Source organism: Escherichia sp. E1130 (genome assembly GCF_005781065.1).
Classification (GTDB): Bacteria; Pseudomonadota; Gammaproteobacteria; order Enterobacterales; family Enterobacteriaceae; genus Escherichia.
Genome location: NZ_VATL01000037.1, coordinates 1 through 24,300 on the forward strand (window position 1 = coordinate 1; position 24,300 = coordinate 24,300).

23 protein-coding genes and 1 pseudogene are annotated in these 24,300 nt (G+C 51.1%); 15 read left to right on the forward strand and 9 right to left on the reverse strand.

All coding sequences use genetic code 11. The annotated features are described in order from the left end of the window. The first annotated feature begins 349 nt into the window (after positions 1–349). Positions 350–1,648 carry an alpha-ketoglutarate permease gene (gene kgtP / locus FEK66_RS23480; protein WP_135494930.1) on the forward strand — a complete coding sequence of 433 codons (1,299 nt, stop codon included), beginning with the start codon at positions 350–352 and terminating at the stop codon, positions 1,646–1,648. Here the strand turns inward: kgtP and FEK66_RS23485 are convergent. The 5 genes from FEK66_RS23485 to trxC all read right to left on the reverse strand — a co-directional run bounded on the left by FEK66_RS23485 (position 1,645) and on the right by trxC (position 7,359). Continuing rightward, on the reverse strand, positions 1,645–1,968 hold the full coding sequence (locus FEK66_RS23485) for a YfiM family lipoprotein (RefSeq protein WP_135494929.1): 324 nt from the start codon (positions 1,966–1,968) through the stop codon (positions 1,645–1,647). The genes kgtP and FEK66_RS23485 overlap by 4 nt on opposite strands. A gap of 43 nt (positions 1,969–2,011) precedes the next feature. After that, positions 2,012–3,367 (reverse strand): CDP-diacylglycerol--serine O-phosphatidyltransferase, encoded by a 1,356-nt coding sequence (pssA, locus tag FEK66_RS23490; protein ID WP_138211623.1) that lies wholly within the window; start codon positions 3,365–3,367, stop codon positions 2,012–2,014. Positions 3,368–3,480: 113 nt separating this feature from the next. Next, complete coding sequence (gene pat / locus FEK66_RS23495; protein WP_135494928.1) at positions 3,481–6,141, reverse strand: protein lysine acetyltransferase; 2,661 nt, start codon at positions 6,139–6,141, stop codon at positions 3,481–3,483. A 31-nt stretch (positions 6,142–6,172) separates the two neighbouring features. Beyond that, a complete protein-coding gene (gene tapT, locus FEK66_RS23500; RefSeq protein ID WP_130207572.1) occupies positions 6,173–6,871 on the reverse strand; it encodes a tRNA-uridine aminocarboxypropyltransferase in 699 nt (232 codons plus the stop codon). 68 nt (positions 6,872–6,939) lie between these two features. Further along, on the reverse strand, positions 6,940–7,359 hold the full coding sequence (gene trxC / locus FEK66_RS23505) for a thioredoxin TrxC (RefSeq protein WP_001098726.1): 420 nt from the start codon (positions 7,357–7,359) through the stop codon (positions 6,940–6,942). Positions 7,360–7,565: 206 nt separating this feature from the next. On the opposite strand from trxC, the gene FEK66_RS23510 reads away from it, so the two are divergent. Further along, the gene (locus tag FEK66_RS23510) at positions 7,566–8,603 is read left to right on the forward strand and encodes a tRNA/rRNA methyltransferase (RefSeq protein ID WP_130207570.1); all 1,038 of its coding nucleotides are present in this window, start codon (positions 7,566–7,568) and stop codon (positions 8,601–8,603) included. A gap of 47 nt (positions 8,604–8,650) precedes the next feature. Here the strand turns inward: FEK66_RS23510 and ung are convergent, their stop codons facing one another. Beyond that, the gene (gene ung / locus FEK66_RS23515) at positions 8,651–9,340 is read right to left on the reverse strand and encodes a uracil-DNA glycosylase (protein WP_135494927.1); all 690 of its coding nucleotides are present in this window, start codon (positions 9,338–9,340) and stop codon (positions 8,651–8,653) included. Between the two features lie 305 nt (positions 9,341–9,645). Here ung and grcA point away from each other — a divergent pair, with 305 nt between their 5' ends. Then, a complete protein-coding gene (gene grcA, locus FEK66_RS23520; protein WP_000627804.1) occupies positions 9,646–10,029 on the forward strand; it encodes an autonomous glycyl radical cofactor GrcA in 384 nt (127 codons plus the stop codon). Between the two features lie 55 nt (positions 10,030–10,084). On the opposite strand, the gene eamB is transcribed toward grcA, so the two are convergent. Continuing rightward, positions 10,085–10,672 carry a cysteine/O-acetylserine transporter gene (gene eamB, locus FEK66_RS23525; protein ID WP_130214681.1) on the reverse strand — a complete coding sequence of 196 codons (588 nt, stop codon included), beginning with the start codon at positions 10,670–10,672 and terminating at the stop codon, positions 10,085–10,087. A gap of 102 nt (positions 10,673–10,774) precedes the next feature. On the opposite strand from eamB, the pseudogene FEK66_RS23530 reads away from it, so the two are divergent. Continuing rightward, positions 10,775–11,656 (forward strand): annotated as a pseudogene (locus tag FEK66_RS23530) (LysR family transcriptional regulator). 31 nt (positions 11,657–11,687) lie between these two features. On the opposite strand, the gene srmB reads toward FEK66_RS23530, so the two are convergent. After that, positions 11,688–13,022, reverse strand: coding sequence for an ATP-dependent RNA helicase SrmB (gene srmB, locus FEK66_RS23535; protein ID WP_000219193.1), 1,335 nt, complete (start codon positions 13,020–13,022; stop codon positions 11,688–11,690). Positions 13,023–13,153: 131 nt separating this feature from the next. Here srmB and trmN point away from each other — a divergent pair, with 131 nt between their 5' ends. Beyond that, positions 13,154–13,891: a tRNA(1)(Val) (adenine(37)-N(6))-methyltransferase TrmN gene (trmN, locus tag FEK66_RS23545; protein ID WP_130214677.1), complete on the forward strand. Its 738-nt coding sequence runs from the start codon at positions 13,154–13,156 to the stop codon at positions 13,889–13,891. Here trmN and nadB read toward each other — a convergent pair. Continuing rightward, entirely contained in the window at positions 13,876–15,498 is a 1,623-nt protein-coding gene (gene nadB / locus FEK66_RS23550; RefSeq protein WP_135494926.1) for an L-aspartate oxidase, read from the reverse strand. The genes trmN and nadB overlap by 16 nt on opposite strands. 255 nt (positions 15,499–15,753) lie before the next feature. On the opposite strand from nadB, the gene rseD reads away from it, so the two are divergent. From rseD to recO, 10 genes are all read left to right on the forward strand, one after another. Next, a complete protein-coding gene (gene rseD / locus FEK66_RS23555; protein WP_064526141.1) occupies positions 15,754–15,909 on the forward strand; it encodes a rpoE leader peptide RseD in 156 nt (51 codons plus the stop codon). Continuing rightward, positions 15,906–16,481 carry an RNA polymerase sigma factor RpoE gene (gene rpoE / locus FEK66_RS23560; RefSeq protein ID WP_001295364.1) on the forward strand — a complete coding sequence of 192 codons (576 nt, stop codon included), beginning with the start codon at positions 15,906–15,908 and terminating at the stop codon, positions 16,479–16,481. The genes rseD and rpoE overlap by 4 nt, the downstream gene beginning before the upstream one ends. Positions 16,482–16,513: 32 nt before the next feature. Beyond that, positions 16,514–17,164, forward strand: coding sequence for an anti-sigma-E factor RseA (rseA, locus tag FEK66_RS23565; RefSeq protein WP_135494925.1), 651 nt, complete (start codon positions 16,514–16,516; stop codon positions 17,162–17,164). After that, complete coding sequence (gene rseB / locus FEK66_RS23570; protein WP_064526144.1) at positions 17,164–18,120, forward strand: sigma-E factor regulatory protein RseB; 957 nt, start codon at positions 17,164–17,166, stop codon at positions 18,118–18,120. The genes rseA and rseB overlap by 1 nt, the downstream gene beginning before the upstream one ends. Next, entirely contained in the window at positions 18,117–18,596 is a 480-nt protein-coding gene (gene rseC, locus FEK66_RS23575; RefSeq protein WP_131162553.1) for a SoxR-reducing system protein RseC, read from the forward strand. Before rseB ends, rseC begins: the two co-directional genes overlap by 4 nt. A gap of 197 nt (positions 18,597–18,793) precedes the next feature. Then, positions 18,794–20,593: a translation elongation factor 4 gene (gene lepA / locus FEK66_RS23580; protein WP_000790173.1), complete on the forward strand. Its 1,800-nt coding sequence runs from the start codon at positions 18,794–18,796 to the stop codon at positions 20,591–20,593. Between the two features lie 15 nt (positions 20,594–20,608). Next, on the forward strand, positions 20,609–21,583 hold the full coding sequence (gene lepB, locus FEK66_RS23585; protein WP_000002532.1) for a signal peptidase I: 975 nt from the start codon (positions 20,609–20,611) through the stop codon (positions 21,581–21,583). Between the two features lie 272 nt (positions 21,584–21,855). Further along, positions 21,856–22,536 (forward strand): ribonuclease III, encoded by a 681-nt coding sequence (rnc, locus tag FEK66_RS23590; protein WP_001068343.1) that lies wholly within the window; start codon positions 21,856–21,858, stop codon positions 22,534–22,536. Next, on the forward strand, positions 22,533–23,438 hold the full coding sequence (gene era, locus FEK66_RS23595) for a GTPase Era (RefSeq protein WP_135410268.1): 906 nt from the start codon (positions 22,533–22,535) through the stop codon (positions 23,436–23,438). The genes rnc and era overlap by 4 nt, the downstream gene beginning before the upstream one ends. Before the next feature lie 131 nt (positions 23,439–23,569). Next, positions 23,570–24,298, forward strand: a complete 729-nt coding sequence (recO, locus tag FEK66_RS23600) for a DNA repair protein RecO (RefSeq protein WP_130207598.1) — start codon at positions 23,570–23,572, stop codon at positions 24,296–24,298. Positions 24,299–24,300: the final 2 nt, after the last annotated feature.

Genomic DNA, 24,300 nt, shown 5'->3' on the forward strand with positions numbered 1-24,300 from the left:
GGAACTGCCAGGCATCAAATAAAACAAAAGGCTCAGTCGAAAGACTGGGCCTTTTGTTTTGTCTGTCGTCCGTCCTGAATAGCGTAGGCAGTAAAAACCACCTGATGTGGTTCTGACTAAGAAATAAAAAACCTGCCATTCCCTTGTATACGCCAGATGCTCGCCCATTTCCATACGACAACCTCACCTGAAATCCTTCCTGGTCATCCAGAATAATCATTCCCCTGCTAACTAAATTCGCAGTTATGGTTGCACAAACATCGGTAACAAATGTATAACATCTGTCTTACTAAATAATAAACAACATTGGCCGACAAAAGCATCGGATTATGGCAGGAGAAATATTGGCATGGCAGAAAGCACTGTAACGGCAGACGACAAACTGACAAGTAGTGATACTCGTCGCCGCATCTGGGCAATAGTAGGGGCCTCTTCAGGTAATCTGGTCGAGTGGTTCGATTTTTATGTCTACTCATTCTGTTCCCTCTACTTCGCCCACATCTTCTTCCCTTCTGGTAACACTACCACTCAGTTACTGCAAACAGCCGGTGTTTTTGCTGCGGGCTTTCTGATGCGTCCAATCGGTGGCTGGCTATTTGGACGCATAGCCGATAAACATGGTCGTAAAAAATCAATGCTGTTATCGGTGTGTATGATGTGTTTCGGATCTCTGGTTATTGCCTGCCTCCCTGGTTATGAAACTATCGGTACCTGGGCTCCGGCATTATTGCTTCTCGCGCGTTTATTCCAGGGATTATCCGTTGGTGGCGAATATGGCACCAGCGCCACCTATATGAGTGAAGTTGCTGTCGAAGGGCGCAAAGGGTTCTATGCTTCGTTCCAGTACGTCACGCTAATTGGCGGTCAGTTGCTGGCCTTACTGGTGGTGGTTGTTCTACAACATACTATGGAAGATTCTGCTCTTAGAGAGTGGGGATGGCGCATTCCTTTTGCGTTAGGAGCGGTGTTAGCCGTTGTGGCATTGTGGTTACGTCGTCAGTTAGATGAAACTTCACAACAAGAGACGCGAGCGTTAAAAGAAGCGGGGTCAATGAAAGGATTATGGCGCAATCGCCGTGCATTCATCATGGTTCTCGGCTTCACTGCTGCGGGTTCTCTTTGTTTCTATACCTTTACCACCTATATGCAGAAATATCTGGTGAATACTGCGGGAATGCACACTAACGTAGCAAGCGGCATTATGACTGCGGCATTGTTTGTATTTATGCTCATTCAACCGTTCATTGGCGCGCTGTCAGATAAGATTGGACGCCGAACCTCAATGTTATGTTTTGGCTCTTTGGCCGCTATTTTTACCGTCCCCATACTATCAGCATTGCAGAACGTCTCCTCTCCTTATGCCGCTTTTGGTCTGGTGATGTGCGCCCTGCTGATAGTGAGTTTTTATACATCAATCAGTGGAATACTGAAGGCTGAGATGTTCCCGGCGCAGGTTCGCGCATTAGGTGTTGGTCTGTCATATGCGGTCGCCAATGCTATATTTGGTGGTTCGGCGGAGTACGTAGCGTTGTCGCTGAAATCGATAGGAATGGAAACGGCATTTTTCTGGTATGTGACATTGATGGCCGTGGTAGCGTTTCTGGTTTCTTTGATGCTGCACCGCAAAGGGAAGGGGATGCGTCTTTAGTGATGCGCTATTTGCCAGACGGTATAGCCGGTAGTTGCACCGGCTATATCCCAGGCAAAATCCTTCCAGCTCCAGCCGCTCCCCTCAGGGCGGCTATCCCAAAGCTCTTTTGACACTCCCAGCCCTACAGAGAACACCAGCCCGAACATCGCGCTGCGGTCGCGGCTCATCCCCTGATGTTGCGCGTATTCATTTCCTGCGGCGGAAAACATCGCCGAGGCGATAAAGTGTTGAGCTTTATCCTGCCCGCTCCAGCTATCGTTAGCCATATGGCTGCATCCAGAAAGTAACAATAGCGAACAGACAAAAAGAATACGCAACGCGGCCTCCAAAAAACAAACCCCGTACAGGACGGGGTTCAAATTACAGGATACGGCTAATTAATCGGTCGATGCGGATGCGGCGCAAACGGCGGATAAGTTTGCGAACTTTTACCGGGTAATCGGCAATACTTTGCAGATCGCGGTAGTGCTTAACAATGGTGGTATGCTCGCGGATCAGAGCCAGTTCTTTTTCACGCTGTGGCGCAAGCTCCAGTTGCGGATCGTGGATCAAAATGGCGTTTTCCAGATCCAGACGCCAGGCGCGCGGGTTCAGGTTATTACCGGTTATCAGCATCCACTTATCATCAACCCACATTCCTTTCAGGTGATAAGTATTATCGTCATCTTTCCACAAACGGACCACTAACTGGTCAGTATTGACGTAATACTGCAAACGACTCAGGAAGCGACGCAAATTAATCTCATAAAGATAAGGCAACGCGCCAATTATCTTGAATGGCTCATCTTCCGGAATATAGAAGTCATTTGCGGTTTTATCACCAACGATAATTTCGACCTTTTTCCCTTCACGCAGCAGCTGGATGATATTGCGCACCAGGATTGCCGGCAGGTTGAAGTATGGCGTGCAGATAGTCAGTTTCTGTTCTGCACAGGGCATCAGATGGAAAATGGTCTTGTTCAACAGACTCGATTTCCCCAGCCCCACTAGCGGCGTTACGGAAAGCTGATCGTTGTCGGCATCTCCCTGGAAATGATAAGCGGCATCGCGCAGCTCCTGGCGGAACAGGCGAATGTCGTTCTTGATTTCCGGGCTTTTTGGGCGATGTTCATCATCCAGACGGTTAACACCGCGACCATTCATAATATTCTGCGTAACCCATTCAAACATAATGTCTGACATCTTGCGGTTACGAATCAGATGGTAACGGTCGTAGCGGTATTTATCGTGCTGATGCAGATAAACATCGTTCAGGCTGGCACCGCTGTAAAGTACGCTATCGTCGATGATAAAGCCTTTAAAATGCAGAACGCCCAGGGCTTCACGGGTATTGATGGGTACGCCATAAACCGGAACATCTACGCTCGGATTTTCCTGCGCCATGCGGCAGTACCAGTCAGCGTTAGTGTTAGATGCCGCAGCGCCAATGCGTCCACGTTGCGCACGATGCCAGTCGACCAGCACCCGCACATCCAGTTCCGGACGCTGCCGTTTAGCCTCATATAGCGCGCTCAGAATGCCTTTGCCACCATCATCCTGTTCGAGATACAGGGCGACAATGCAAATGCGCTGCTTCGCGCTGGCTATTTTTTCCAGCAGCGTCTCCCGGAAGTCGGCGGGAGCGTAAAAGAAATCGACATCATCAACTGATTGAGAAATCTTGGGTAGTTGGGCAAGGTGTTGTTGATGTTTATTACGCTTAAATTTTGACAACATCACAGTGCATTTCTTCTCTGTTCATTGAAGGGTCCTCTGTGCAATGCAGACGACATAAGCGGGCAATAATAACACCAGTCCCGATTAAGTGGTCAACATTTCCAGTACCTTACTCATGATTCCTCGCGCTGGGCAAGATTTAGCGTAAGCCCAACGATCCCCTCTTCGAGCTGGATATCGACGTTAAACCCGAGCTTGCGGGCCAGCGCCACCATGCCACGATTGTTTGGCATCGTAATACCATTCAGACGTTGCAGTCCGTGATCTCGCGTATAGGTAATCAACTTTTCCATTAAGCGTCGACCTAAGCCTAACCCTTTGAGATCCGAGCGAACCAGTACAGCAAATTCGGCATCGATGTTATCAGGATCGGAAATCGCACGCGTGACGCCGAGGATCTCTTCCGTTTGATCAATACGTCGCACCGCCACAAACGCCATTTCCCGATCGTAGTCGATCTGCGTCATGTTAGCTAAATCTTCATGGGTGAATTCGTTGATCTCGCTAAAATAGCGGTAATAAAGATCTTCTTTGGTGACTAGCGAAATAAATTGCTGAAGCTGTGGCTCATCTTCTGGCAAAATCGGGCGGAACAAGCAACGTTCACCGTTTTTCAATTCCACCCACTCTTCCAGCTGATGCGGGTACGGGCGCACTGCCAGCCGACTCTCGCTATCGCCTTCAAACGGCGCGATATCCAGCGTGACATCCAGCGCGGTAAATTCACTGCCAGAAGCCAGCAAAGGATGAATATCCAGACGCTGAATTTCCGGGCAATCGACAATCAAGTTGGAAACCTGCACCAGAAGCTGGCTCAAGCCTGCAACATCCAATGGACGCAGTGCACTGCGCGCACGAATCTTTTTACTTTTTATTCCCTGAATGACCAGATAACGGGCCAGGTTCATGTTCAGCGGCGGTAATGCGACGACGGCTTGATCTTCTGGACGCCACTCCACACCGCCTTCACCAAGCATGATCAACGGTCCGAAAACCGGATCCTGCTCGACCACTACCCGCAACTCCTGGGCGCCAGCACGGTTAGCCATACTTTGCACCAGCAGACCGTGGATCCGCGCCTGCGGCCAGGCCATTTTTACGCGATCGAAAATAGCGTTCGCGGCTTGCTGGACTTCATTGGCTGTACGCAGGTAGAGCATGACGCCCTGAACTTCCGATTTATGTGGAATATCCGGCGAACGCAATTTCAGTGCCACCGGATAACCAATCTGTTCAGCAATATGCACCGCTTCGGTGCTGTCGCTGGCAATCCAGGTGGGAAGCGTGTTCATGCCATACGCTTGCAGGACGGGCTGAACTTCATGGGTATCGAGCGACGTTGCTCCTTCGGCAATCGCCTGTTGCAACAGAAGATGCGCTTCTGCGGTATTAGAGGTCAGATTGCTGGGCAGTGCCGGCGTTTCGCGTAGTTGCTTCTGGTTACGTCGGTACTCCACCATATGCATAAAAGCGGTGATGGTTCCTTCCGGAGTGCGGTAGGTCGGCAGCCCGGCTTCGCTGAATAAACGTCGCGCCTCCTGCGAGGAGTGTTCGCCGCACCAGTTCGTCAGCAGAGAGACATACTTGCTGCGAGGGTGATGCTTTACCGCTTCAATTAATGCCAGCGCGCTTTCTGTGGCGGGAGCGGCAGCACTGGGCGAATGAATAACCATCAGCGCATTAAAATCCTGGCTGTGGAGCAGAATATCCAGCGTTTTAATATAGTGCTCACTGCTGGCGTCATCGCGCAGATCGAGCGGGTTAGAGATTACTACATGTTCTGGCAGCGCATTGCGTAGCTTCTGGCAGGTTTCTTCGCTTAGCGTTGCCAGCTTGCCATTGCGTGACCATAAGGCATCTAGCGCCAGCGCAGCAGGCGCGGCACCGTTGCTGATAATCATCAGTCGGTCGCCACGCAATGGGCGCATATGGCTAAGGGTTTCCACTGCCGAAAACAGTTCGTGAGTGTCCTGCACTCGTAATAAACCGGCACGCTGAATAGCTGCATCCCATGCCGGGTCCATTCCTGCCGTCGTGTTGAGCAGTCGCTGTGCTGCCGGACTACGTCCGCTTTTAATTACCAGAATCGGTTTATTACGCGAGGCACTACGGGCCGCCGAAACAAAGCGTCGCGCGTCGCTTAACTGTTCGAGATAGAGCAGGATGGCGCTGGTTTTACTGTCGCGCGCCAGATAGTCGAGCAATTCATCAACGTCGATATCCAGGCTGTCGCCGAGCGCAATAAAGTAGGAAAAGCCCATCTCACGCTGTTGCGCCCAGTCGAGGATGGTGTTGGAGACGGCAGCCGATTGCGAAATAAACGCCAGCTTGCCGCGTTTAATCGGCACAGGCGAAAAGCTGGCATTCAGACCTTGCCACGGCGCCAGTAATCCCAGACTGTTTGGTCCAAGCAGGCGCATGTTATGGCGCTGGGCGCAGGCGCGGAGATCTTCGTGTTGCGATGTCGGGGCAGAAAGAATAATGCAGGTTTTACAGCCTTTTTCGCCGAGTTCTTCCAGAAGCGCCAGATTGCGGCTGGCATTGGTACACAGCACAGCAAGGTCGGGCGTAAATGGTAGACTGGCGATATCCGGCCAGGCCAGTACGCCTTGTACCGCTTTCCAGGCCGGCGTCACCGGTAACACCGGTCCGTTAAAGCCTCCCGCCAGCAGGTTACGCATCATCAGGTAACCTGCGCGATTGGGTTTCATCGATGCGCCAATTACCGCAATCGATTTTGGTCGCAGTAGTGCTTCCAGTCCTCGCTGACTCATACCGGTCTCCCGCAGAAGTGACCGAATGATTTTAAACGCTTTCTAACTGTTCTGCTGTGATACTACCCAGATGTTGCGTTTTTCCTGCCAGATAGCGTGTTTTAAAGCGAGTGAAATGCTCGCCTAAGCTGGCCGCAGCCCTGGTATCGCCCGCCATATCTAAAAGTGCGATAGCCACTTCCGCGGTACAATATTGGCCTTCAGCCTGGGCTTCACGCAGGCGATAGGCAGAAAGCCGGGAAAGATCGACGGAAATGACGGGGAGATTATCCAGATACGGACTTTTACGAAACATCTTGCGCGCTTCCGGCCAGGTACCATCGAGCATGATAAACAGCGGTGGCTTACCGGAAGGCGGGGTGAAGATCACTTCCCGGTGCTCATCAGCATATGAGGCGGGAAAGACCACCATTGGTTGATAATCCGGGTTTTGCACCAGAGCCAGCAGTTCTTGTGATGGTTCGGTACGCGACCATTGAAACGCAACGGTATCAGGTAAAATATCAGCAATCAGACGCCCGGTGTTACTTGGCTTCATTGGCTCGGTGTCGAACATCAGCAAACAGAAGCGACTTTTTGCTTCCGCTGGGGTAATTGTCGAACAGAGACATAATTTCTCTGGCAAAAGACAGCGTTGGCAGCGACGAACGCGATTACCGCGGGCAAGAAAAGGACGTGTTGCGCGCGCAATACGTTTGGCGCGTAACTGGAGAACAGCGTTTTCGGTCATAAGAGAGCGTCGAAAAAACGCCATTGTCGCAGAGGAGAAAACGGGGCACAAGATGCGCCCCGGTAAGATTAAAGAGATTCGTTCAGCCAGCTGTCGAACGGCGCTTTCGGTACTGCGCCATTAAGCATGTCGACAACCTGACCATTTTTGAAAATCATGATCGTCGGAATACTGCGAATACCAAAGCGGCTGCTTAATTCACGTTCAGCTTCGGTATTCACTTTCACAAAGCGCACTTTACCGCTACGCTCTTGCGCAACATCTTCAAAAATTGGCGCGAAGTTACGGCAGGGGCCGCACCACGGCGCCCAGAAGTCGATCACCACAGGTAGATCATCTTTCAGCAATTTGTCGAGCGTTTCACCGGTCGCATTAATCACCTCTCCGTCAAACAAGTCGTGACCGCAGCGTCCGCATTTTGCCGCATCTTCGATCCGATCGTCGGGAATGCGATTGATGGCCTGACAATGGGTACAAACGGTATTCATAACTAACCTCGGGATGAGTAAGGAGACTTATCGGCAATGACGCCGGTATGTTTCTAATATGTTACATATTATCGGGAACATTGTTCTAGACAACAATCTGTTTTATTCAATGGGTATGATAGACGTAGGCTTTGGAACGAAATCATGGCGAACCGCGCGCACTTCGGGTAATCTGCGCGCTTCGCGCAGCGCTGGTGGAGAAAAGCATGAACGATGAAATGAAAAGCAAAAGCGGCAAGGTCAAAGTGATGTATGTCCGCAGTGATGATGATTCTGATAAACGTACCCATAACCCGCGTACCGGGAAAGGGGGCGGGCGTCCAGGAAAATCTCGTGCCGACGGTGGCCGTCGCCCCGCCCGCGATGACAAACAGAGTCAGCCCCGTGACCGCAAGTGGGAAGAGTCGCCGTGGCGCACAGTTTCCCGCGCGCCTGGTGATGATGCGCCGGAAAAGGCCGATCACGGTGGCATCAGTGGTAAAAGTTTTATTGATCCGGAAGTGTTGCGTCGTCAGCGTGCGGAAGAAACCCGCGTCTACGGCGAAAACGCATGTCAGGCACTGTTCCAGAGCCGTCCGGAAGCAATTGTTCGCGCCTGGTTTATCCAGAGCGTAACGCCACGTTTTAAAGAAGCATTGCGCTGGATGGCGGCAAACCGCAAAGCGTACCATGTGGTGGATGAAGCTGAACTGACAAAGGCGTCAGGTACGGAGCATCACGGAGGCGTGTGCTTCCTGATCAAAAAGCGTAACGGTACAACCGTGCAGCAGTGGGTAAGCAAGGCTGGTGCGCAGGATTGTGTACTGGCGCTGGAAAACGAATCTAACCCGCATAACCTGGGCGGTATGATGCGTAGCTGTGCGCACTTTGGCGTGAAAGGCGTTGTGGTGCAGGATGCGGCACTGCTGGAATCGGGGGCGGCTATTCGTACCGCAGAAGGCGGCGCAGAACATGTTCAGCCGATTACTGGCGACAACATTGTTGACGTGTTGGATGATTTCCGTCAGGCGGGCTACACCGTGGTGACCACTTCCAGCGAGCAAGGTAAACCGCTGTTCAAAACCAGTCTGCCAGAAAAAATGGTGCTGGTGCTGGGGCAGGAATATGAAGGGTTACCGGATGCCGCACGTGATCCGAACGATTTGCGCGTGAAGATTGACGGTACTGGCAACGTTGCTGGACTGAATATTTCTGTCGCAACTGGCGTTCTGCTTGGCGAATGGTGGCGTCAGAATAAAGCCTGATAAATCAGCCGGGTGGCAACTCTGCCATCCGGCATTTTCCCACAAATTTACTCACTCTCTGTTGGTAATACTGGCATCCAGTCAATCGGCGTCTCACCACGTTGTTCCAGCCACTGATTTGCCAGCACAAAATGGTTACAGCCAAAGAATCCACGATGCGCAGAAAGCGGCGACGGATGCGGTGCTTTCAGTACGTGATGGCGTTGCTTATCTATAATCGCCCCTTTCTTTTGCGCATGCGATCCCCACAACAAAAACACCACGCCTTCGCGATGCTGATTTATGAGGCTGATGACTTTATCAGTAAACGTCTCCCAACCGAGGCTGGCGTGGGAATGCGCCTGACCTGCGCGTACCGTCAATACGGTATTGAGCAGCAGAACGCCCTGACGCGCCCAGCTTTCGAGATAGCCATGCGCCGGGCGGGTAAAACCTGGAACGGTATTTTCCAACTCTTTATACATATTCAGTAATGACGGCGGAGTGGGGATACCGGGGCGAACAGAAAAGGCCAGGCCGTGAGCCTGTCCGGGGCCGTGATAAGGATCCTGGCCGAGAATCACGACTTTGACATCGCCTAACTCGGTATAACGAAAGGCGTTAAAGACATCTTTTTGTGGCGGATAGATAGTGATGCCGGATTGCCGCTCGCTGGCGACGGTCTGAAGGGTATTAAGAAAATAGGGTTGTTGCTTCTCTTCAGCCAGCACGTCATGCCAGGTTAATTCGTTAGCCATCTCGCTCTCCTGCGAATCTTCAATCCGCCTAGCTTAACTGCTTCTTTCTACAGAGCAAAATCAAGCTCATTTTATAGACATAATCGACTGTAAAAAAATGTAAATTGGTAAAATTTCACACCCGCATAAGTTGATGTAAAACAATAAAATCCACTTGCCTCCACACTTGGTGTGTGTTTTTTATTGATTTAAATCAAAGAATCAGGGGTCTTTGAGGAGTATATATACACTCAAGCAACAATGGTTTTACCAATTGGCCGCGACAGGCTGATCAAATCAAATAAATTTTGCCGGGGAGGCATCACATGATTACAGGTATCCAGATTACTAAAGCCGCTAACGACGATCTGCTGAACTCTTTCTGGCTGCTGGACAGCGAAAAAGGCGAAGCGCGTTGCATCGTTGCGAAAGCAGGTTTTGCAGAAGACGAAGTGGTTGCAGTAAGCAAACTGGGTGACATTGAGTACCGTGAAGTTCCAGTAGAAGTTAAACCAGAAGTTCGCGTAGAAGGTGGTCAGCACCTGAACGTAAACGTTCTGCGTCGTGAAACTCTGGAAGATGCAGTTAAGCATCCGGAAAAATATCCGCAGCTGACCATCCGTGTATCCGGTTATGCAGTTCGCTTTAACTCTCTGACTCCGGAACAGCAGCGCGACGTTATCGCTCGTACCTTTACTGAAAGCCTGTAAGGCTTAAGTAGCAAGTTACTAAGCGGAAGAGGGCGACCTCTTCCGTTTTTTTTCATTAATAGAAAATACGTACCGCGCAATAAACCAGCAACAGTGCCAGCACGATATTTAACTGGCGACCATACTGGCGAAACAATCGCTGAAACAGATGCCCCGCCAGCGCCCAGCACACATTGCCAAACGTCCCAATCATTGCCAGCAAAACGCTGACGCCAACTACCCAGCTTAACGCCTGCGTTTGCGGCAGGACAAACGTCGATAGTGCCGTAATGCCGTACAAAATGATTTTGACGTTCACAAACTGTAGCGCAAAGCTTGCCCAAAAGCTGATTGGTTTTGCCTGAAGCCCGTCTTCCTTTGTTGGGCTGGTAGCGATTTTCCACGCCAGCCAGACAATATATGCCGCCCCCGCCCAACTCAACAGATGCACTGCCGCCGGGTCAATAACAGCCAGTGAAAACGAAATTCCCGCGCACAGTAGCATGACGATTAAAAATCCCAGACTCATCCCCGCCAGTACGCGGGTACTCTGACGAAACCCATGCGACGTGGCAGAACTAAGGGCGAGAATATTGTTTGGTCCTGGCGTGAGGGCAGTAATCAGGGTGTAGGTCCAAAAAGCACTTAAAAGGGTCGGTGTCACTTGTTATCTCCTCTGTTTTGGTAGACAGTACCCGACACAAAACATTTAAAAAAATGAATGTTTTCACATTCTAAGTTCGATATTTTCGATAGGTGTGGGATTATGGATCTGCGCCGTTTTATTACCCTAAAAACCGTGGTGGAAGAGGGTTCTTTTTTGCGAGCTTCGCAAAAATTGTGCTGCACACAGTCGACGGTGACTTTTCATATTCAGCAGCTTGAACAGGAGTTCTCGGTCCAGTTGTTTGAGAAAATTGGTCGACGGATGTGCCTCACTCGCGAAGGCAAAAAGCTGCTGCCGCACATCTATGAACTCACCAGAGTAATGGATACGCTTCGCGTAGCTGCCAAAAAAGAGTCGGAGCCGGACGGAGAACTGCGCGTTGTTTCGGGCGAAACGTTGCTCTCTTACCGAATGCCGCAGGTGTTGCAGCGTTTTCGGCAACGCGCACCAAAAGTGCGTTTATCATTGCAGTCACTGAACTGTTACGTGATTCGTGATGCACTACTGAATGATGAGGCAGACGTCGGCATCTTTTATCGCGTAGGGAATGATGATGCACTGAACCGACGTGAGTTGGGTGAACAATCGCTGGTGCTGGTGGCTTCACCGCAAATTGCAGATGTCGATTTTACTGAGTCGGGAAGACATAACGCCTGTAGTTTTATTATCAACGAACCACAATGTATCTTCCGCTAGATATTTGAGAGCACGCTTCGCCAGCGGCGGATCACGGTGGAAAACACCATAGAGCTTATAAGTATCGAAAGCATCAAGCGTTGTGTCGCGGCCAATATCGGTGTCAGCTACCTGCCACGCTTTGCGGTGGCAAAAGAACTTGCGAGCGGTGAATTAATTGAATTGCCCTTTGGCGAGCCGTCGCAGACCATTACAGCAATGTGCGCACACCATGCCGGAAAAGCGGTTAGCCCAGCGATGTACACTTTTATTCAGTGTGTTGAAGAGTGTTTTGTGGCTGGATAAAAAAATGCCGGGCTTAAACCCGGCATTATGATTACTCTTCTGTTGTTTGCGGTGGCACGCCCGTTCCGCTTGGTTTACGGCGCTTACCAATATTTTTGGTATCGCGATGGCGTTTTTTCACCCGCGGCTTCTCTTTCTCTTTAGCCTTTTTCTTCTCGGCGCGTTTTGCCAGTACTTTCTTAGATGGCTTGCCAGTCTGTTTCTCGCTTGGTGCACGCGTTTTCGGGCGTAACTCATCAATTACGCGAGCTTTAATTGGCTCTTCAATATAGCGACCAACTTTGCCCAGCAGCAGATGGTCATGAGCTTCCACCAGCGAAATTGCGGTGCCTTTACGACCGGCGCGAGCGGTACGACCGATACGGTGCAAATAAGTATCGCCACTGCGCGGCATATCGAAGTTAAAGACGTGGCTGACATCCGGAATGTCAATGCCGCGTGCGGCAACGTCGGTTGCAACCAGCACGTTAACGCGACCTTCGGTCAGGCGTTTAATCGCTTCATTACGCTTGCCTTGTACCATCTCACCTTCGAGATAGCAGTTGTTGATGCCCGCTTCGCGCAGCCAGTTTGCCAGCTCATGCACACGCTCACGCTTACGCACAAATACGATTGAGCGAGTCGCTTCAGGCTGTTTTAACAGATGCACCAGCAATGCGGTTTTATGCTCAAGATCATCGGCGCGGTAATACCACTGATGGATCTTTTTGCGCTCACGGGTGGACGGATTCGCAGAAACTTCCACCGGATCTTCCAGCAGACGCTCTGCAAAGTCCTGAATCGCATCGCCTTCCAGCGTTGCTGAAAAGAGCAGGGTCTGTTTACGCCAGCGCGTTTCGCCAGCAATATGTTCGATATCCTGAGCGAAGCCCATATCCAGCATACGGTCAGCTTCGTCGAGGATCAGCGTTTCAACCGCGCGGCAATCGAAGTTCTCTTCTTTTATGTATTGCAGCAGACGTCCGGTCGTGGCGACCACGATGTCCTGGTTTTCGCTGAAAACTTCTGCGTGGTTCATATAGGCCACGCCGCCGGTGATAGTGGCGATATCCAGATGCGTATGTTTCGCCAGTTCGCGGGCATGATCGGCCACCTGCATCGCCAGTTCGCGAGTTGGGGTGAGGATCAAAATACGCGGCGGACCGGATTTCTTACGTGGGAAATCGAGCAGGTGCTGCAACGCTGGCAGCAGATACGCCGCCGTTTTACCGGTGCCTGTCGGCGCAGAACCGAGTACATCACGGCCATCGAGCGCAGGCGGAATGGCGGCAGCCTGAATGGCGGTCGGGCGAGTGAAACCTTTATCCTGGAGGGCTTCCAGCAGGCTTTCGTCGAGTTCAAGTTCGGAAAAAGTCGTTACAGTCATGTTCTACCTCTGTGTGGGGCGCTGATTATAGACGTTACGGCTGCAATCTTCATCTGTTTGTATGGATATCGCTTCTCAGGTATTGTTCTTACCCGGTGCTATCGCCGTTTTTTCAGCAAGGTTTTATTTACATGTCACAGTCTACATCCGTGCTTCGTCGTAATGGATTTACTTTTAAACAGTTTTTTGTCGGCCACGAACGATGTGCGATGAAAGTGGGAACGGATGGAATTTTGCTTGGCGCATGGGCTCCGGTGGCAGGGGTAAAACGCTGCCTTGATATCGGCACTGGTAGCGGGTTGTTGGCACTGATGCTGGCGCAGCGAACCGATGACAGCGTGATGATTGATGCAGTTGAACTGGAAAGTGAAGCTGCAGCTCAGGCGCAGGAGAATATTAACCAGTCTCCGTGGGCAGAGCGGATTAATGTCCATACGGCAGATATTCAGCAGTGGATCACACAGCAGACAGCACGCTTTGATTTAATCATCAGCAACCCGCCGTATTATCAGCAGGGAGTGGAGTGTGCGACACCGCAGCGGGAACAGGCGCGCTATACCACCACGCTGGATCATCAATCCTTGCTGACCTGCGCGGCAGAGTGCATTACCGAAGAGGGATTTTTCTGCGTGGTACTGCCAGAGCAAATCGGTAATAGTTTTACGGAGCTGGCATTAAGCATGGGGTGGCATTTACGTTTGCGAACGGATGTGGCAGAAAACGAAGCGCGATTGCCGCATCGGGTGCTGCTGGCATTCTCCCCACTGGCGGGGGAGTGCTTTTGCGATCGCTTAGTGATTCGTGGGCCAGACCAGAACTATTCCGAAGCGTACACTGCGCTGACCCAGGCTTTTTATCTGTTTATGTAATGATTGACGGGGGAAAGGATCGATGGACCGGAATGCGTGAGCAGTTCCGGATAATCCAGCGTGAAATGCAACCCCCGACTCTCCTTACGCATCATTGCACAGCGAACAATCAACTCGGCAACCTGCACCAGATTACGCAGTTCCAGCAAATTATTTGATACGCGGAAGTGTGCGTAATATTCGTCTATTTCCTGTTGCAACATATTGATACGCCGCAGAGCGCGCTCAAGGCGTTTTGTTGTGCGCACAATACCTACGTAATCCCACATAAACAGGCGTAACTCATGCCAGTTATGTTGAATCACCACCAGTTCGTCAGGATTCTCAACACGGCTTTCATCCCACGGCGGTAACGTACTGACGCCACGCGCATAAGGCATACGTTTTGTAATATCTTCCGCTGCCGACCAGCCATAGACCAGACACTCCAGCAAGGAGTTAGAGGCCATGCGGTTAGCACCATGTAAGCCCGTATAACTCACTTCGCCAATGGCATACAGGCCATCAACGTCCGTACGTCCATGATCGTCAACCATTACGCCGCCGCAGGTATAGTGCGCAGCAGGCACAATCGGCACCGGTTCTTTCGTGAGGTCAATACCCAACCCCAGCAACTTTTCATAGATCATTGGGAAATGCTGGCGAATAAATTCAGCGGGCTTATGGCTGATATCAAGGAACATACAATCCGCGCCGAGGCGTTTCATCTCATGGTCAATGGCGCGGGCGACAATATCGCGCGGGGCCAGTTCGCCGCGATCATCAAAATCAGGCATAAAACGTGTGCCGTCCGGGCGTTTCAAATAAGCGCCTTCGCCGCGTAAGGCTTCCGTTAACAGGAAATTCCGTGCCTGTGGATGGTACAGCGCGGTAGGGTGAAACTGATTAAATTCGAGATTGGCGACCCGGCAACCCGCACGCCAGGCCATGGCAATACCATCACCAGAGGAAATATCCGGATTGGTGGTGTACTGATAAACCTTCGACGCGCCGCCAGTTGCCAGCACCACCGCTTTAGCATGGCAAGTTTCCACGGTTTCTTTATTACGGTTCCACACCCACGCGCCGACAACCCGTCGCGTTCCAGGCAGGCCAATTTTGTCAGAAACAATCAGATCAACCGCATTGCTGCGTTCCAGCACACGAATATTCGGATGGTTCTGCGCCTTGCTCACCAGCGTGGTTTCTACTTCTCTGCCGGTGGCGTCGGCAGCATGAAGAATGCGACGGTGACTATGCCCACCTTCACGGGTCAGATGATAGCTTTCTTCGCCATTCGGCTGAACGTGGGTGTCAAACAACACTCCCTGATCGATTAGCCATTGCACGCAGGAACGCGCGTTGCTGGCGACAAATTCAACCGCATGGCGATCGCAAATGCCGGCACCAGCAATTAATGTGTCTTCCACATGCGAGTCTATGCTGTCAGTTTCATCAAACACGGCGGCGATTCCGCCCTGGGCATAAAATGTTGAGCCTTCCGTTACCGGGCCTTTGCTAAGAACGATGACCTGATGCTGGTCAGCCAGACGTAGTGCCAGTGAAAGCCCGGCTGCGCCGCTACCGATAATCAGCACATCACAAGAATGTTCAGGAAGAGTATTCATTTTGTTTGTTTAATTTACTAAACACGGTTTGGTCAGCATAGCATCACGTTGTGTAATTAAACACCTGCTATTTTAATATTTGTTACAATGGCTAAACAGGGAGATCCTGGACGGTGGAAAAAAGAGAAGTTGCTTGCTGGCGGAGGATTAGGTGGTGAAATAAAAAGGCCGTTGGGGTACTCTTCAGGCAGTTAAATGGGCATTTCTACACAGATAATGCAATGTTCAGATTCTGTAGACTTATAATGATAGATAATGATCCGTCTACAGCATGACAAACAAAAACAGATGCGTTACGGAACTTTACAAAAACGAGACACTCTAACGTTTTGCTTGCTCAAATTGCAGCTAATGGAGTGGCGTTTCGATAGCGCGTGGAAATTTGGTTTGGGGAGACTTTACCTCGGATGAGCGAGCAGTTAACGGACCAGGTCCTGGTTGAACGGGTCCAGAAGGGAGATCAGAAAGCTTTTAACTTACTGGTAGTGCGCTATCAGCATAAAGTGGCGAGTCTGGTTTCCCGCTATGTGCCGTCGGGTGATGTTCCCGATGTGGTACAAGAAGCTTTTATTAAAGCCTATCGTGCGCTGGATTCGTTCCGGGGAGATAGTGCTTTTTATACATGGCTGTATCGGATCGCTGTAAATACAGCGAAAAATTACCTGGTTGCTCAGGGGCGTCGTCCACCTTCCAGTGATGTGGATGCCATTGAAGCTGAAAACTTCGAAAGTGGTGGCGCGCTGAAAGAAATTTCGAACCCTGAGAACTTAATGTTGTCAGAAGAACTGAGACAGATAGTTTTCCGAACTATTGAGTCCCTCCCGGAAGATTTACGCATGGCAATAACCTTGCGGGAGCTGGATGGCCTGAGCTATGAAGAGATAGCCGCTATCATGGATTGTCCGGTAGGTACGGTGCGTTCACGTATCTTCCGAGCGAGGGAAGCTATTGATAACAAAGTTCAACCGCTTATCAGGCGTTGACGATAGCGGGATACTGGATAAGGGTATTAGGCATGCAGAAAGAACAACTTTCCGCTTTAATGGATGGCGAAACGCTGGATAGTGAGCTGCTTAACGAACTGGCTCACAACCCGGAAATGCAGAAAACCTGGGAAAGCTATCACTTAATCCGTGACTCTATGCGGGGTGATACTCCTGAGTTGCTTCATTTCGATATCTCATCGCGCGTGATGGCCGCCATTGAAGAAGAGCCAGTTCGTCAACCGACGATATTGATCCCAGAGGCCCAGCCTACTCCGCATCAATGGCAGAAAATGCCATTCTGGCAGAAAGTACGTCCATGGGCGGCACAGCTTACCCAAATGGGCGTAGCGGCATGTGTATCGCTTGCAGTTATCGTTGGCGTCCAGCACTATAATGGACAATCTGAAACGTCCCAGCAGCCCGAAACACCGGTATTTAATACTCTGCCGATGATGGGGAAAGCCAGTCCGGTAAGTCTGGGAGTACCTTCTGAAGCGACCGCAAACAATGGTCAACAGCAGCAGGTACAGGAGCAGCGTCGTCGCATTAATGCCATGTTGCAGGATTACGAACTGCAACGTCGACTCCACTCCGAACAGCTTCAGTTTGAGCAGGCACAAACACAGCAAGCCGCTGTACAGGTGCCAGGAATTCAAACTTTAGGAACGCAATCGCAGTAATGAAGCAACTTTGGTTTGCCATGTCATTAGTGACAGGTAGCCTGTTATTCTCTGCTAACGCCTCGGCCACTCCCGCGTCCGGGGCGTTATTACAGCAGATGAACCTGGCTAGCCAGTCACTGAATTACGAGCTGTCATTCATCAGCATCAATAAACAAGGTGTTGAGTCTCTGCGTTATCGACATGCACGCCTCGATAACCGTCCGCTTGCACAGCTGTTGCAAATGGATGGCCCGCGCCGGGAAGTGGTACAGCGCGGCAATGAAATCAGCTACTTTGAGCCGGGCCTTGAACCGTTTACTCTTAATGGCGATTACATTGTTGATTCTCTGCCATCGCTCATTTATACCGATTTCAAACGCCTTTCTCCTTACTACGACTTTATCTCCGTGGGACGCACGCGTATTGCTGATCGTCTTTGCGAAGTCATTCGCGTGGTTGCTCGTGATGGCACACGCTACAGCTACATTGTGTGGATGGACACCGAATCGAAATTACCGATGCGGGTTGATCTCCTTGATCGCGATGGTGAAACGCTGGAACAATTTCGCGTGATTGCTTTTAACGTCAATCAGGATATCAGCAGCAGTATGCAGACGCTGGCGAAGGCAAATTTGCCGCCGTTGCTTTCTGTTCCTGTAGGTGAAAAAGCCAAATTCAACTGGACTCCAACCTGGTTGCCGCAGGGGTTTAGCGAAGTCTCCAGTAGCCGACGCCCGTTGCCCACGATGGACAATATGCCCATCGAATCACGTCTCTATTCCGACGGCTTGTTCAGCTTCTCGGTAAACGTTAACCGCGCGACGCCATCGAGCACCGATCAGATGTTGCGTACCGGACGCCGAACAGTCAGCACCAGCATACGTGACAACGCGGAAATCACTATTGTTGGTGAACTACCGCCGCAAACGGCGAAACGCATTGCCGAGAACATTAAGTTCGGGGCAGCGCAATGATCAAAGAGTGGGCTACCGTCGTCTCCTGGCAAAACGGGCAGGCGCTGGTCAGTTGTGATGTCAAAGCCTCATGCAGCAGCTGCGCTTCCCGCGCTGGCTGCGGCAGTCGTGTGTTGAATAAACTTGGTCCGCAAACCACACATACCATCGTCGTACCCTGTGATGAGCCGTTAGTGCCGGGGCAAAAAGTGGAATTAGGAATCGCTGAAGGTAGCCTGCTTAGTTCCGCATTGCTGGTTTATATGTCTCCACTGTTGGGATTATTCCTTGTTGCTTCGTTATTTCAGCTACTCTTTGCTTCAGACATCGCGGCGTTATGCGGCGCAATTCTTGGTGGCGTTGGTGGATTCCTGATTGCGCGCGGCTTCTCGCGAAAGTTTGCTGCCCGGGCTGAATGGCAACCGATCATTTTAAGCGTGGCATTGCCGCCAGGCCTTGTGCGGTTTGAAACATCTTCGGAAGACGCGAGCCAGTGATTTCACTGGCTTTGTTGCATTTTGCATAACAAATGCGAGGACGTTTCCAGATACCACAATCCATACGGTATGAACATTTCCTCGCCTCAATGTTGTAGTGTAGAATGCGGCCTTTCTATTAATACAGACGTTAAGCTCAGAACAGCGACTTCTAAAAGCCTGGTTAACCGGGCGTTAAGGCACAATAATCATACTTTATGAAGAATATACGTAACTTTTCGATCATAGCTCACATTGACCACGGTAAATCGACGCTGTCTGACCGTATTATCCAGATCTGCGGTGGCCTGTCTGACCGTGAAATGGAGGCGCAGGTTCTCGATTCCATGGATCTTGAGCGTGAGCGTGGCATTACCATCAAAGCGCAAAGCGTGACGCTGGACTACAAAGCGTCTGACGGTGAAACCTATCAGCTTAACTTTATCGACACCCCGGGCCACGTAGACTTCTCCTATGAAGTTTCCCGTTCGCTGGCTGCCTGTGAAGGTGCATTGCTGGTGGTCGACGCCGGGCAGGGCGTAGAAGCGCAAACACTGGCGAACTGCTACACCGCGATGGAGATGGATCTCGAAGTGGTGCCGGTACTGAACAAGATTGACTTACCGGCAGCCGATCCTGAACGTGTGGCGGAAGAAATTGAAGATATTGTTGGTATCGACGCCACCGATGCGGTGCGCTGTTCAGCGAAAACCGGCGTGGGCGTGCAGGACGTTCTCGAACGTCTGGTGCGCGACATTCCGCCGCCGGAAGGCGATCCAGAAGGTCCGTTACAGGCGCTGATTATCGACTCCTGGTTCGATAACTACCTGGGCGTGGTTTCACTTATCCGTATTAAAAACGGCACCTTGCGTAAGGGCGACAAAGTGAAAGTTATGAGCACCGGGCAGACCTATAACGCCGACCGCCTGGGGATCTTCACGCCGAAACAGGTTGATCGTACTGAACTGAAATGCGGCGAAGTAGGCTGGCTGGTGTGTGCGATCAAAGACATCCACGGTGCACCGGTAGGCGATACCTTAACGCTGGCGCGTAATCCGGCAGAAAAAGCGTTGCCTGGGTTTAAGAAAGTTAAACCGCAGGTATATGCCGGTCTGTTCCCGGTAAGTTCCGACGACTATGAAGCCTTCCGTGACGCGTTGGGCAAACTCAGCCTGAACGACGCTTCACTGTTCTATGAGCCAGAAAGCTCAACGGCGCTGGGCTTTGGTTTCCGCTGCGGCTTCCTCGGCCTGTTGCACATGGAGATCATTCAGGAACGTCTGGAACGTGAATACGATCTTGACCTGATTACCACAGCACCGACAGTAGTGTATGAAGTTGAAACTACGGCAAAAGAAGTTATCTACGTCGACAGCCCATCCAAGCTGCCAGCGGTAAATAACATCTACGAACTGCGCGAGCCGATTGCAGAGTGTCACATGCTGCTGCCGCAAGCGTATCTCGGTAACGTCATTACCTTGTGCGTTGAAAAACGCGGTGTACAGACCAACATGGTCTATCACGGAAACCAGGTAGCGCTGACGTACGAGATCCCGATGGCGGAAGTGGTGCTTGATTTCTTCGACCGACTGAAATCAACCTCGCGTGGCTATGCGTCTTTGGATTACAACTTCAAACGCTTCCAGGCTTCTGACATGGTGCGTGTTGACGTCTTAATCAACGGTGAACGTGTTGATGCGTTGGCATTGATCACCCACCGTGATAATTCGCAAAACCGTGGCCGCGAGCTGGTGGAGAAGATGAAAGATCTGATCCCACGCCAGCAGTTTGATATCGCTATTCAGGCAGCGATTGGTACGCACATCATTGCGCGTTCCACCGTGAAGCAGCTGCGTAAAAACGTACTGGCTAAATGCTATGGTGGTGATATCAGCCGTAAGAAAAAGCTGCTGCAGAAACAGAAAGAAGGTAAGAAACGTATGAAGCAGATCGGTAACGTTGAGCTGCCGCAGGAAGCGTTCCTTGCCATTCTGCACGTCGGCAAAGACAACAAATAACCCTTAGGAGTTGGCATGGCGAATATGTTTGCCCTGATTCTGGTGATTGCCACACTGGTGACGGGCATTTTATGGTGCGTGGATAAATTCTTTTTCGCACCTAAACGACGGGAACGTCAGGCAGCGGCGCAAGCGGCTGCCGGGGATTCACTGGATAAAGCAACACTGAAAAAGGTTGCGCCGAAGCCAGGCTGGCTGGAAACCGGGGCTTCTGTATTTCCGGTGCTGGCTATCGTATTGATTGTGCGTTCATTTATTTATGAACCGTTCCAGATCCCGTCAGGTTCGATGATGCCGACTCTGTTAATCGGTGACTTCATTCTGGTAGAGAAATTTGCTTACGGCATTAAAGATCCTATTTACCAGAAAACATTGATCGAAACCGGTCATCCGAAACGTGGCGATATCGTGGTCTTCAAATACCCGGAAGATCCGAAGCTTGATTACATCAAGCGAGCGGTAGGTTTACCGGGCGATAAGGTCACTTATGATCCGGTCGCGAAAGAAGTGACCATTCAACCTGGATGCAGTTCTGGTCAAGCGTGTGAAAACGCGCTGCCGGTAACTTATTCCAACGTTGAACCGAGCGATTTCGTACAGACCTTCTCGCGTCGTAACGGCGGGGAAGCGACCAGTGGCTTCTTTGAAGTGCCGAAAAACGAAACCAAAGAAAATGGTATTCGTCTTTCCGAACGTAAAGAGACGTTGGGCGATGTAACGCATCGTATCCTGACTGTGCCAATCGCCCAGGATCAGGTAGGGATGTATTACCAGCAACCAGGACAACAACTGGCAACCTGGATTGTCCCGCCGGGTCAATACTTCATGATGGGCGATAACCGCGACAACAGCGCGGACAGCCGTTACTGGGGCTTTGTGCCGGAAGCGAATCTGGTAGGTCGCGCAACGGCAATCTGGATGAGTTTCGATAAGCAAGAAGGTGAATGGCCGACAGGTGTGCGCTTAAGTCGCATTGGCGGCATCCATTAATTGCTGCTTCTCGTTCACGTTGTCGTCATTCTGGCGGCAACGTGAATTATTTATGAGATAAATCTCCCCAGGCTAACGACATCCCTTATCGTTGTGTATAGAATATTCCCCCGAAGTTTAAGGTTGGCGCCTTCTGGTTGCCACGGCACACGAAACAGCGTTGGTTTCCATATATGGCGTAATGAATCCGCGACAAAGCGGTTAACAGAGCCTATGTGTATCAGGTCTGTTTCGTGTGCTGAATTGTTGACGCATTTATTTATTGGTATCGCATGAACCCCATCGTAATTAATCGGCTTCAACGGAAGCTGGGCTACACTTTTAATCATCAGGAACTGCTGCAGCAGGCATTAACTCACCGCAGCGCCAGCAGCAAACATAACGAGCGTTTAGAATTTTTAGGCGACTCAATCTTGAGCTACGTTATCGCCAATGCGCTGTATCACCGTTTCCCGCGTGTGGATGAAGGCGATATGAGCCGCATGCGTGCTACGTTGGTCCGTGGCAATACGCTGGCAGAACTGGCACGCGAATTTGAGTTAGGCGAGTGCTTGCGTTTAGGGCCGGGTGAACTTAAAAGCGGTGGATTTCGTCGCGAGTCAATTCTCGCCGACACCGTCGAAGCATTAATTGGCGGCGTATTCCTCGACAGTGATATTCAAACTGTCGAGAAGTTAATCCTTAACTGGTATCAAACCCGTCTGGACGAAATTAGCCCAGGCGATAAACAAAAAGATCCGAAAACGCGCTTGCAAGAATATTTGCAGGGTCGCCATCTGCCGCTGCCGACTTATCTGGTAGTTCAGGTACGTGGCGAAGCGCACGATCAGGAATTTACTATCCACTGCCAGGTCAGCGGCCTGAGTGAACCGGTGGTTGGCACAGGTTCAAGCCGTCGTAAGGCTGAGCAGGCTGCCGCCGAACAGGCGTTGAAAAAACTGGAGCTGGAATGAGCATCGATAAAAGTTACTGCGGATTTATTGCCATCGTCGGACGTCCGAACGTTGGCAAATCCACGCTGCTGAACAAACTGTTGGGGCAGAAAATCTCCATCACTTCCCGCAAAGCGCAGACAACGCGTCACCGCATTGTGGGTATCCATACTGAAGGCGCGTATCAGGCGATCTACGTCGATACCCCGGGCCTGCATATGGAAGAGAAGCGTGCTATTAACCGCCTGATGAACAAAGCGGCGAGCAGCTCCATTGGCGACGTTGAGCTGGTGATTTTTGTCGTTGAAGGCACCCGTTGGACGCCGGACGATGAAATGGTGCTCAACAAGCTGCGTGATGGCAAAGCGCCGGTGATCCTCGCGGTGAACAAAGTGGACAACGTGCAGGAGAAAGCCGATCTGCTGCCGCATCTGCAGTTCCTGTCAAGCCAGATGAACTTCCTCGATATTGTACCGATCTCTGCCGAAACCGGGCTGAATGTTGACACTATTGCGGCAATCGTGCGTAAGCATCTGCCTGAAGCGACGCATCACTTCCCGGAAGATTACATCACCGATCGCTCACAGCGGTTTATGGCCTCTGAAATCATCCGTGAAAAACTGATGCGTTTCCTCGGCGCAGAACTGCCGTACTCCGTGACCGTGGAGATCGAACGTTTTGTCACCAATGAACGTGGTGGTTACGACATCAACGGTTTGATTCTCGTTGAGCGTGAAGGGCAGAAGAAGATGGTTATTGGCAACAAAGGGGCCAAGATTAAAACCATCGGCATTGAAGCGCGTAAAGACATGCAGGAAATGTTCGAAGCGCCTGTCCATCTTGAACTGTGGGTAAAAGTGAAATCCGGCTGGGCCGACGACGAACGCGCACTGCGTAGTCTCGGTTACGTTGACGATCTTTAATTAGCATACTCTATGACTTTCGAGGTGCAGGAAGGCGGCAAGACCGTGAATCCCTGGGAGCTTACTAAAGTAAGTGACCAGGGTGAACGGGTGCAGCCAAGGCACCTGCAACTTGAAAGGCGACGAGTATGATGGAAGGCTGGCAGCGCGCATTCGTATTGCATAGTCGCCCGTGGAGCGAAACCAGCCTGATGCTGGACGTCTTCACGGAGGAATCGGGCCGCGTGCGTCTGGTTGCCAAAGGCGCACGTTCTAAACGCTCTACCCTGAAAGGTGCATTACAGCCTTTCACGCCTCTCTTGCTTCGCTTCGGTGGGCGCGGTGAAGTCAAAACACTGCGCAGTGCTGAAGCTGTCTCATTGGCGCTGCCATTAAGCGGTATCACGCTTTACAGCGGTCTGTACATCAACGAGCTTCTCTCCCGCGTGCTGGAATACGAGACGCGCTTCTCGGAACTCTTTTTCGATTACTTGCACTGCATCCAGTCTCTGGCTGGAGCCACAGGCACACCGGAACCCGCGTTGCGCCGCTTTGAGCTGGCATTGCTCGGGCATCTGGGTTATGGCGTCAATTTTACCCATTGTGCAGGTAGCGGCGAACCGGTGGATGACACCATGACGTATCGTTATCGCGAAGAAAAAGGGTTTATCGCAAGCGTCGTTATCGACAATAAAACCTTCACCGGGAGGCAGTTGAAAGCGTTACACACGCGGGAATTTCCTGACGCAGACACATTGCGTGCCGCGAAACGCTTTACCCGCATGGCGCTTAAGCCGTATCTTGGCGGTAAACCTTTAAAGAGCAGGGAACTGTTCCGGCAGTTTATACCTAAGCGAACAGTGCAAACACATAATGACTGATG

What these genes read in the sequence shown, in the direction of transcription:
- kgtP (WP_135494930.1), top strand. Translation starts at nt 350, where the DNA reads ATGGCAGAAAGCACTGTAACGGCAGACGACAAACTGACAAGTAGTGAT.
- pssA (WP_138211623.1), bottom strand. Translation starts at nt 3,367, where the DNA reads ATGTTGTCAAAATTTAAGCGTAATAAACATCAACAACACCTTGCCCAA.
- pat (WP_135494928.1), bottom strand. Translation starts at nt 6,141, where the DNA reads ATGAGTCAGCGAGGACTGGAAGCACTACTGCGACCAAAATCGATTGCG.
- tapT (WP_130207572.1), bottom strand. Translation starts at nt 6,871, where the DNA reads ATGACCGAAAACGCTGTTCTCCAGTTACGCGCCAAACGTATTGCGCGC.
- trxC (WP_001098726.1), bottom strand. Translation starts at nt 7,359, where the DNA reads ATGAATACCGTTTGTACCCATTGTCAGGCCATCAATCGCATTCCCGAC.
- FEK66_RS23510 (WP_130207570.1), top strand. Translation starts at nt 7,566, where the DNA reads ATGAACGATGAAATGAAAAGCAAAAGCGGCAAGGTCAAAGTGATGTAT.
- ung (WP_135494927.1), bottom strand. Translation starts at nt 9,340, where the DNA reads ATGGCTAACGAATTAACCTGGCATGACGTGCTGGCTGAAGAGAAGCAA.
- grcA (WP_000627804.1), top strand. Translation starts at nt 9,646, where the DNA reads ATGATTACAGGTATCCAGATTACTAAAGCCGCTAACGACGATCTGCTG.
- srmB (WP_000219193.1), bottom strand. Translation starts at nt 13,022, where the DNA reads ATGACTGTAACGACTTTTTCCGAACTTGAACTCGACGAAAGCCTGCTG.
- trmN (WP_130214677.1), top strand. Translation starts at nt 13,154, where the DNA reads ATGTCACAGTCTACATCCGTGCTTCGTCGTAATGGATTTACTTTTAAA.
- nadB (WP_135494926.1), bottom strand. Translation starts at nt 15,498, where the DNA reads ATGAATACTCTTCCTGAACATTCTTGTGATGTGCTGATTATCGGTAGC.
- rseD (WP_064526141.1), top strand. Translation starts at nt 15,754, where the DNA reads ATGATCCGTCTACAGCATGACAAACAAAAACAGATGCGTTACGGAACT.
- rpoE (WP_001295364.1), top strand. Translation starts at nt 15,906, where the DNA reads ATGAGCGAGCAGTTAACGGACCAGGTCCTGGTTGAACGGGTCCAGAAG.
- rseA (WP_135494925.1), top strand. Translation starts at nt 16,514, where the DNA reads ATGCAGAAAGAACAACTTTCCGCTTTAATGGATGGCGAAACGCTGGAT.
- rseB (WP_064526144.1), top strand. Translation starts at nt 17,164, where the DNA reads ATGAAGCAACTTTGGTTTGCCATGTCATTAGTGACAGGTAGCCTGTTA.
- rseC (WP_131162553.1), top strand. Translation starts at nt 18,117, where the DNA reads ATGATCAAAGAGTGGGCTACCGTCGTCTCCTGGCAAAACGGGCAGGCG.
- lepA (WP_000790173.1), top strand. Translation starts at nt 18,794, where the DNA reads ATGAAGAATATACGTAACTTTTCGATCATAGCTCACATTGACCACGGT.
- lepB (WP_000002532.1), top strand. Translation starts at nt 20,609, where the DNA reads ATGGCGAATATGTTTGCCCTGATTCTGGTGATTGCCACACTGGTGACG.
- rnc (WP_001068343.1), top strand. Translation starts at nt 21,856, where the DNA reads ATGAACCCCATCGTAATTAATCGGCTTCAACGGAAGCTGGGCTACACT.
- era (WP_135410268.1), top strand. Translation starts at nt 22,533, where the DNA reads ATGAGCATCGATAAAAGTTACTGCGGATTTATTGCCATCGTCGGACGT.
- recO (WP_130207598.1), top strand. Translation starts at nt 23,570, where the DNA reads ATGGAAGGCTGGCAGCGCGCATTCGTATTGCATAGTCGCCCGTGGAGC.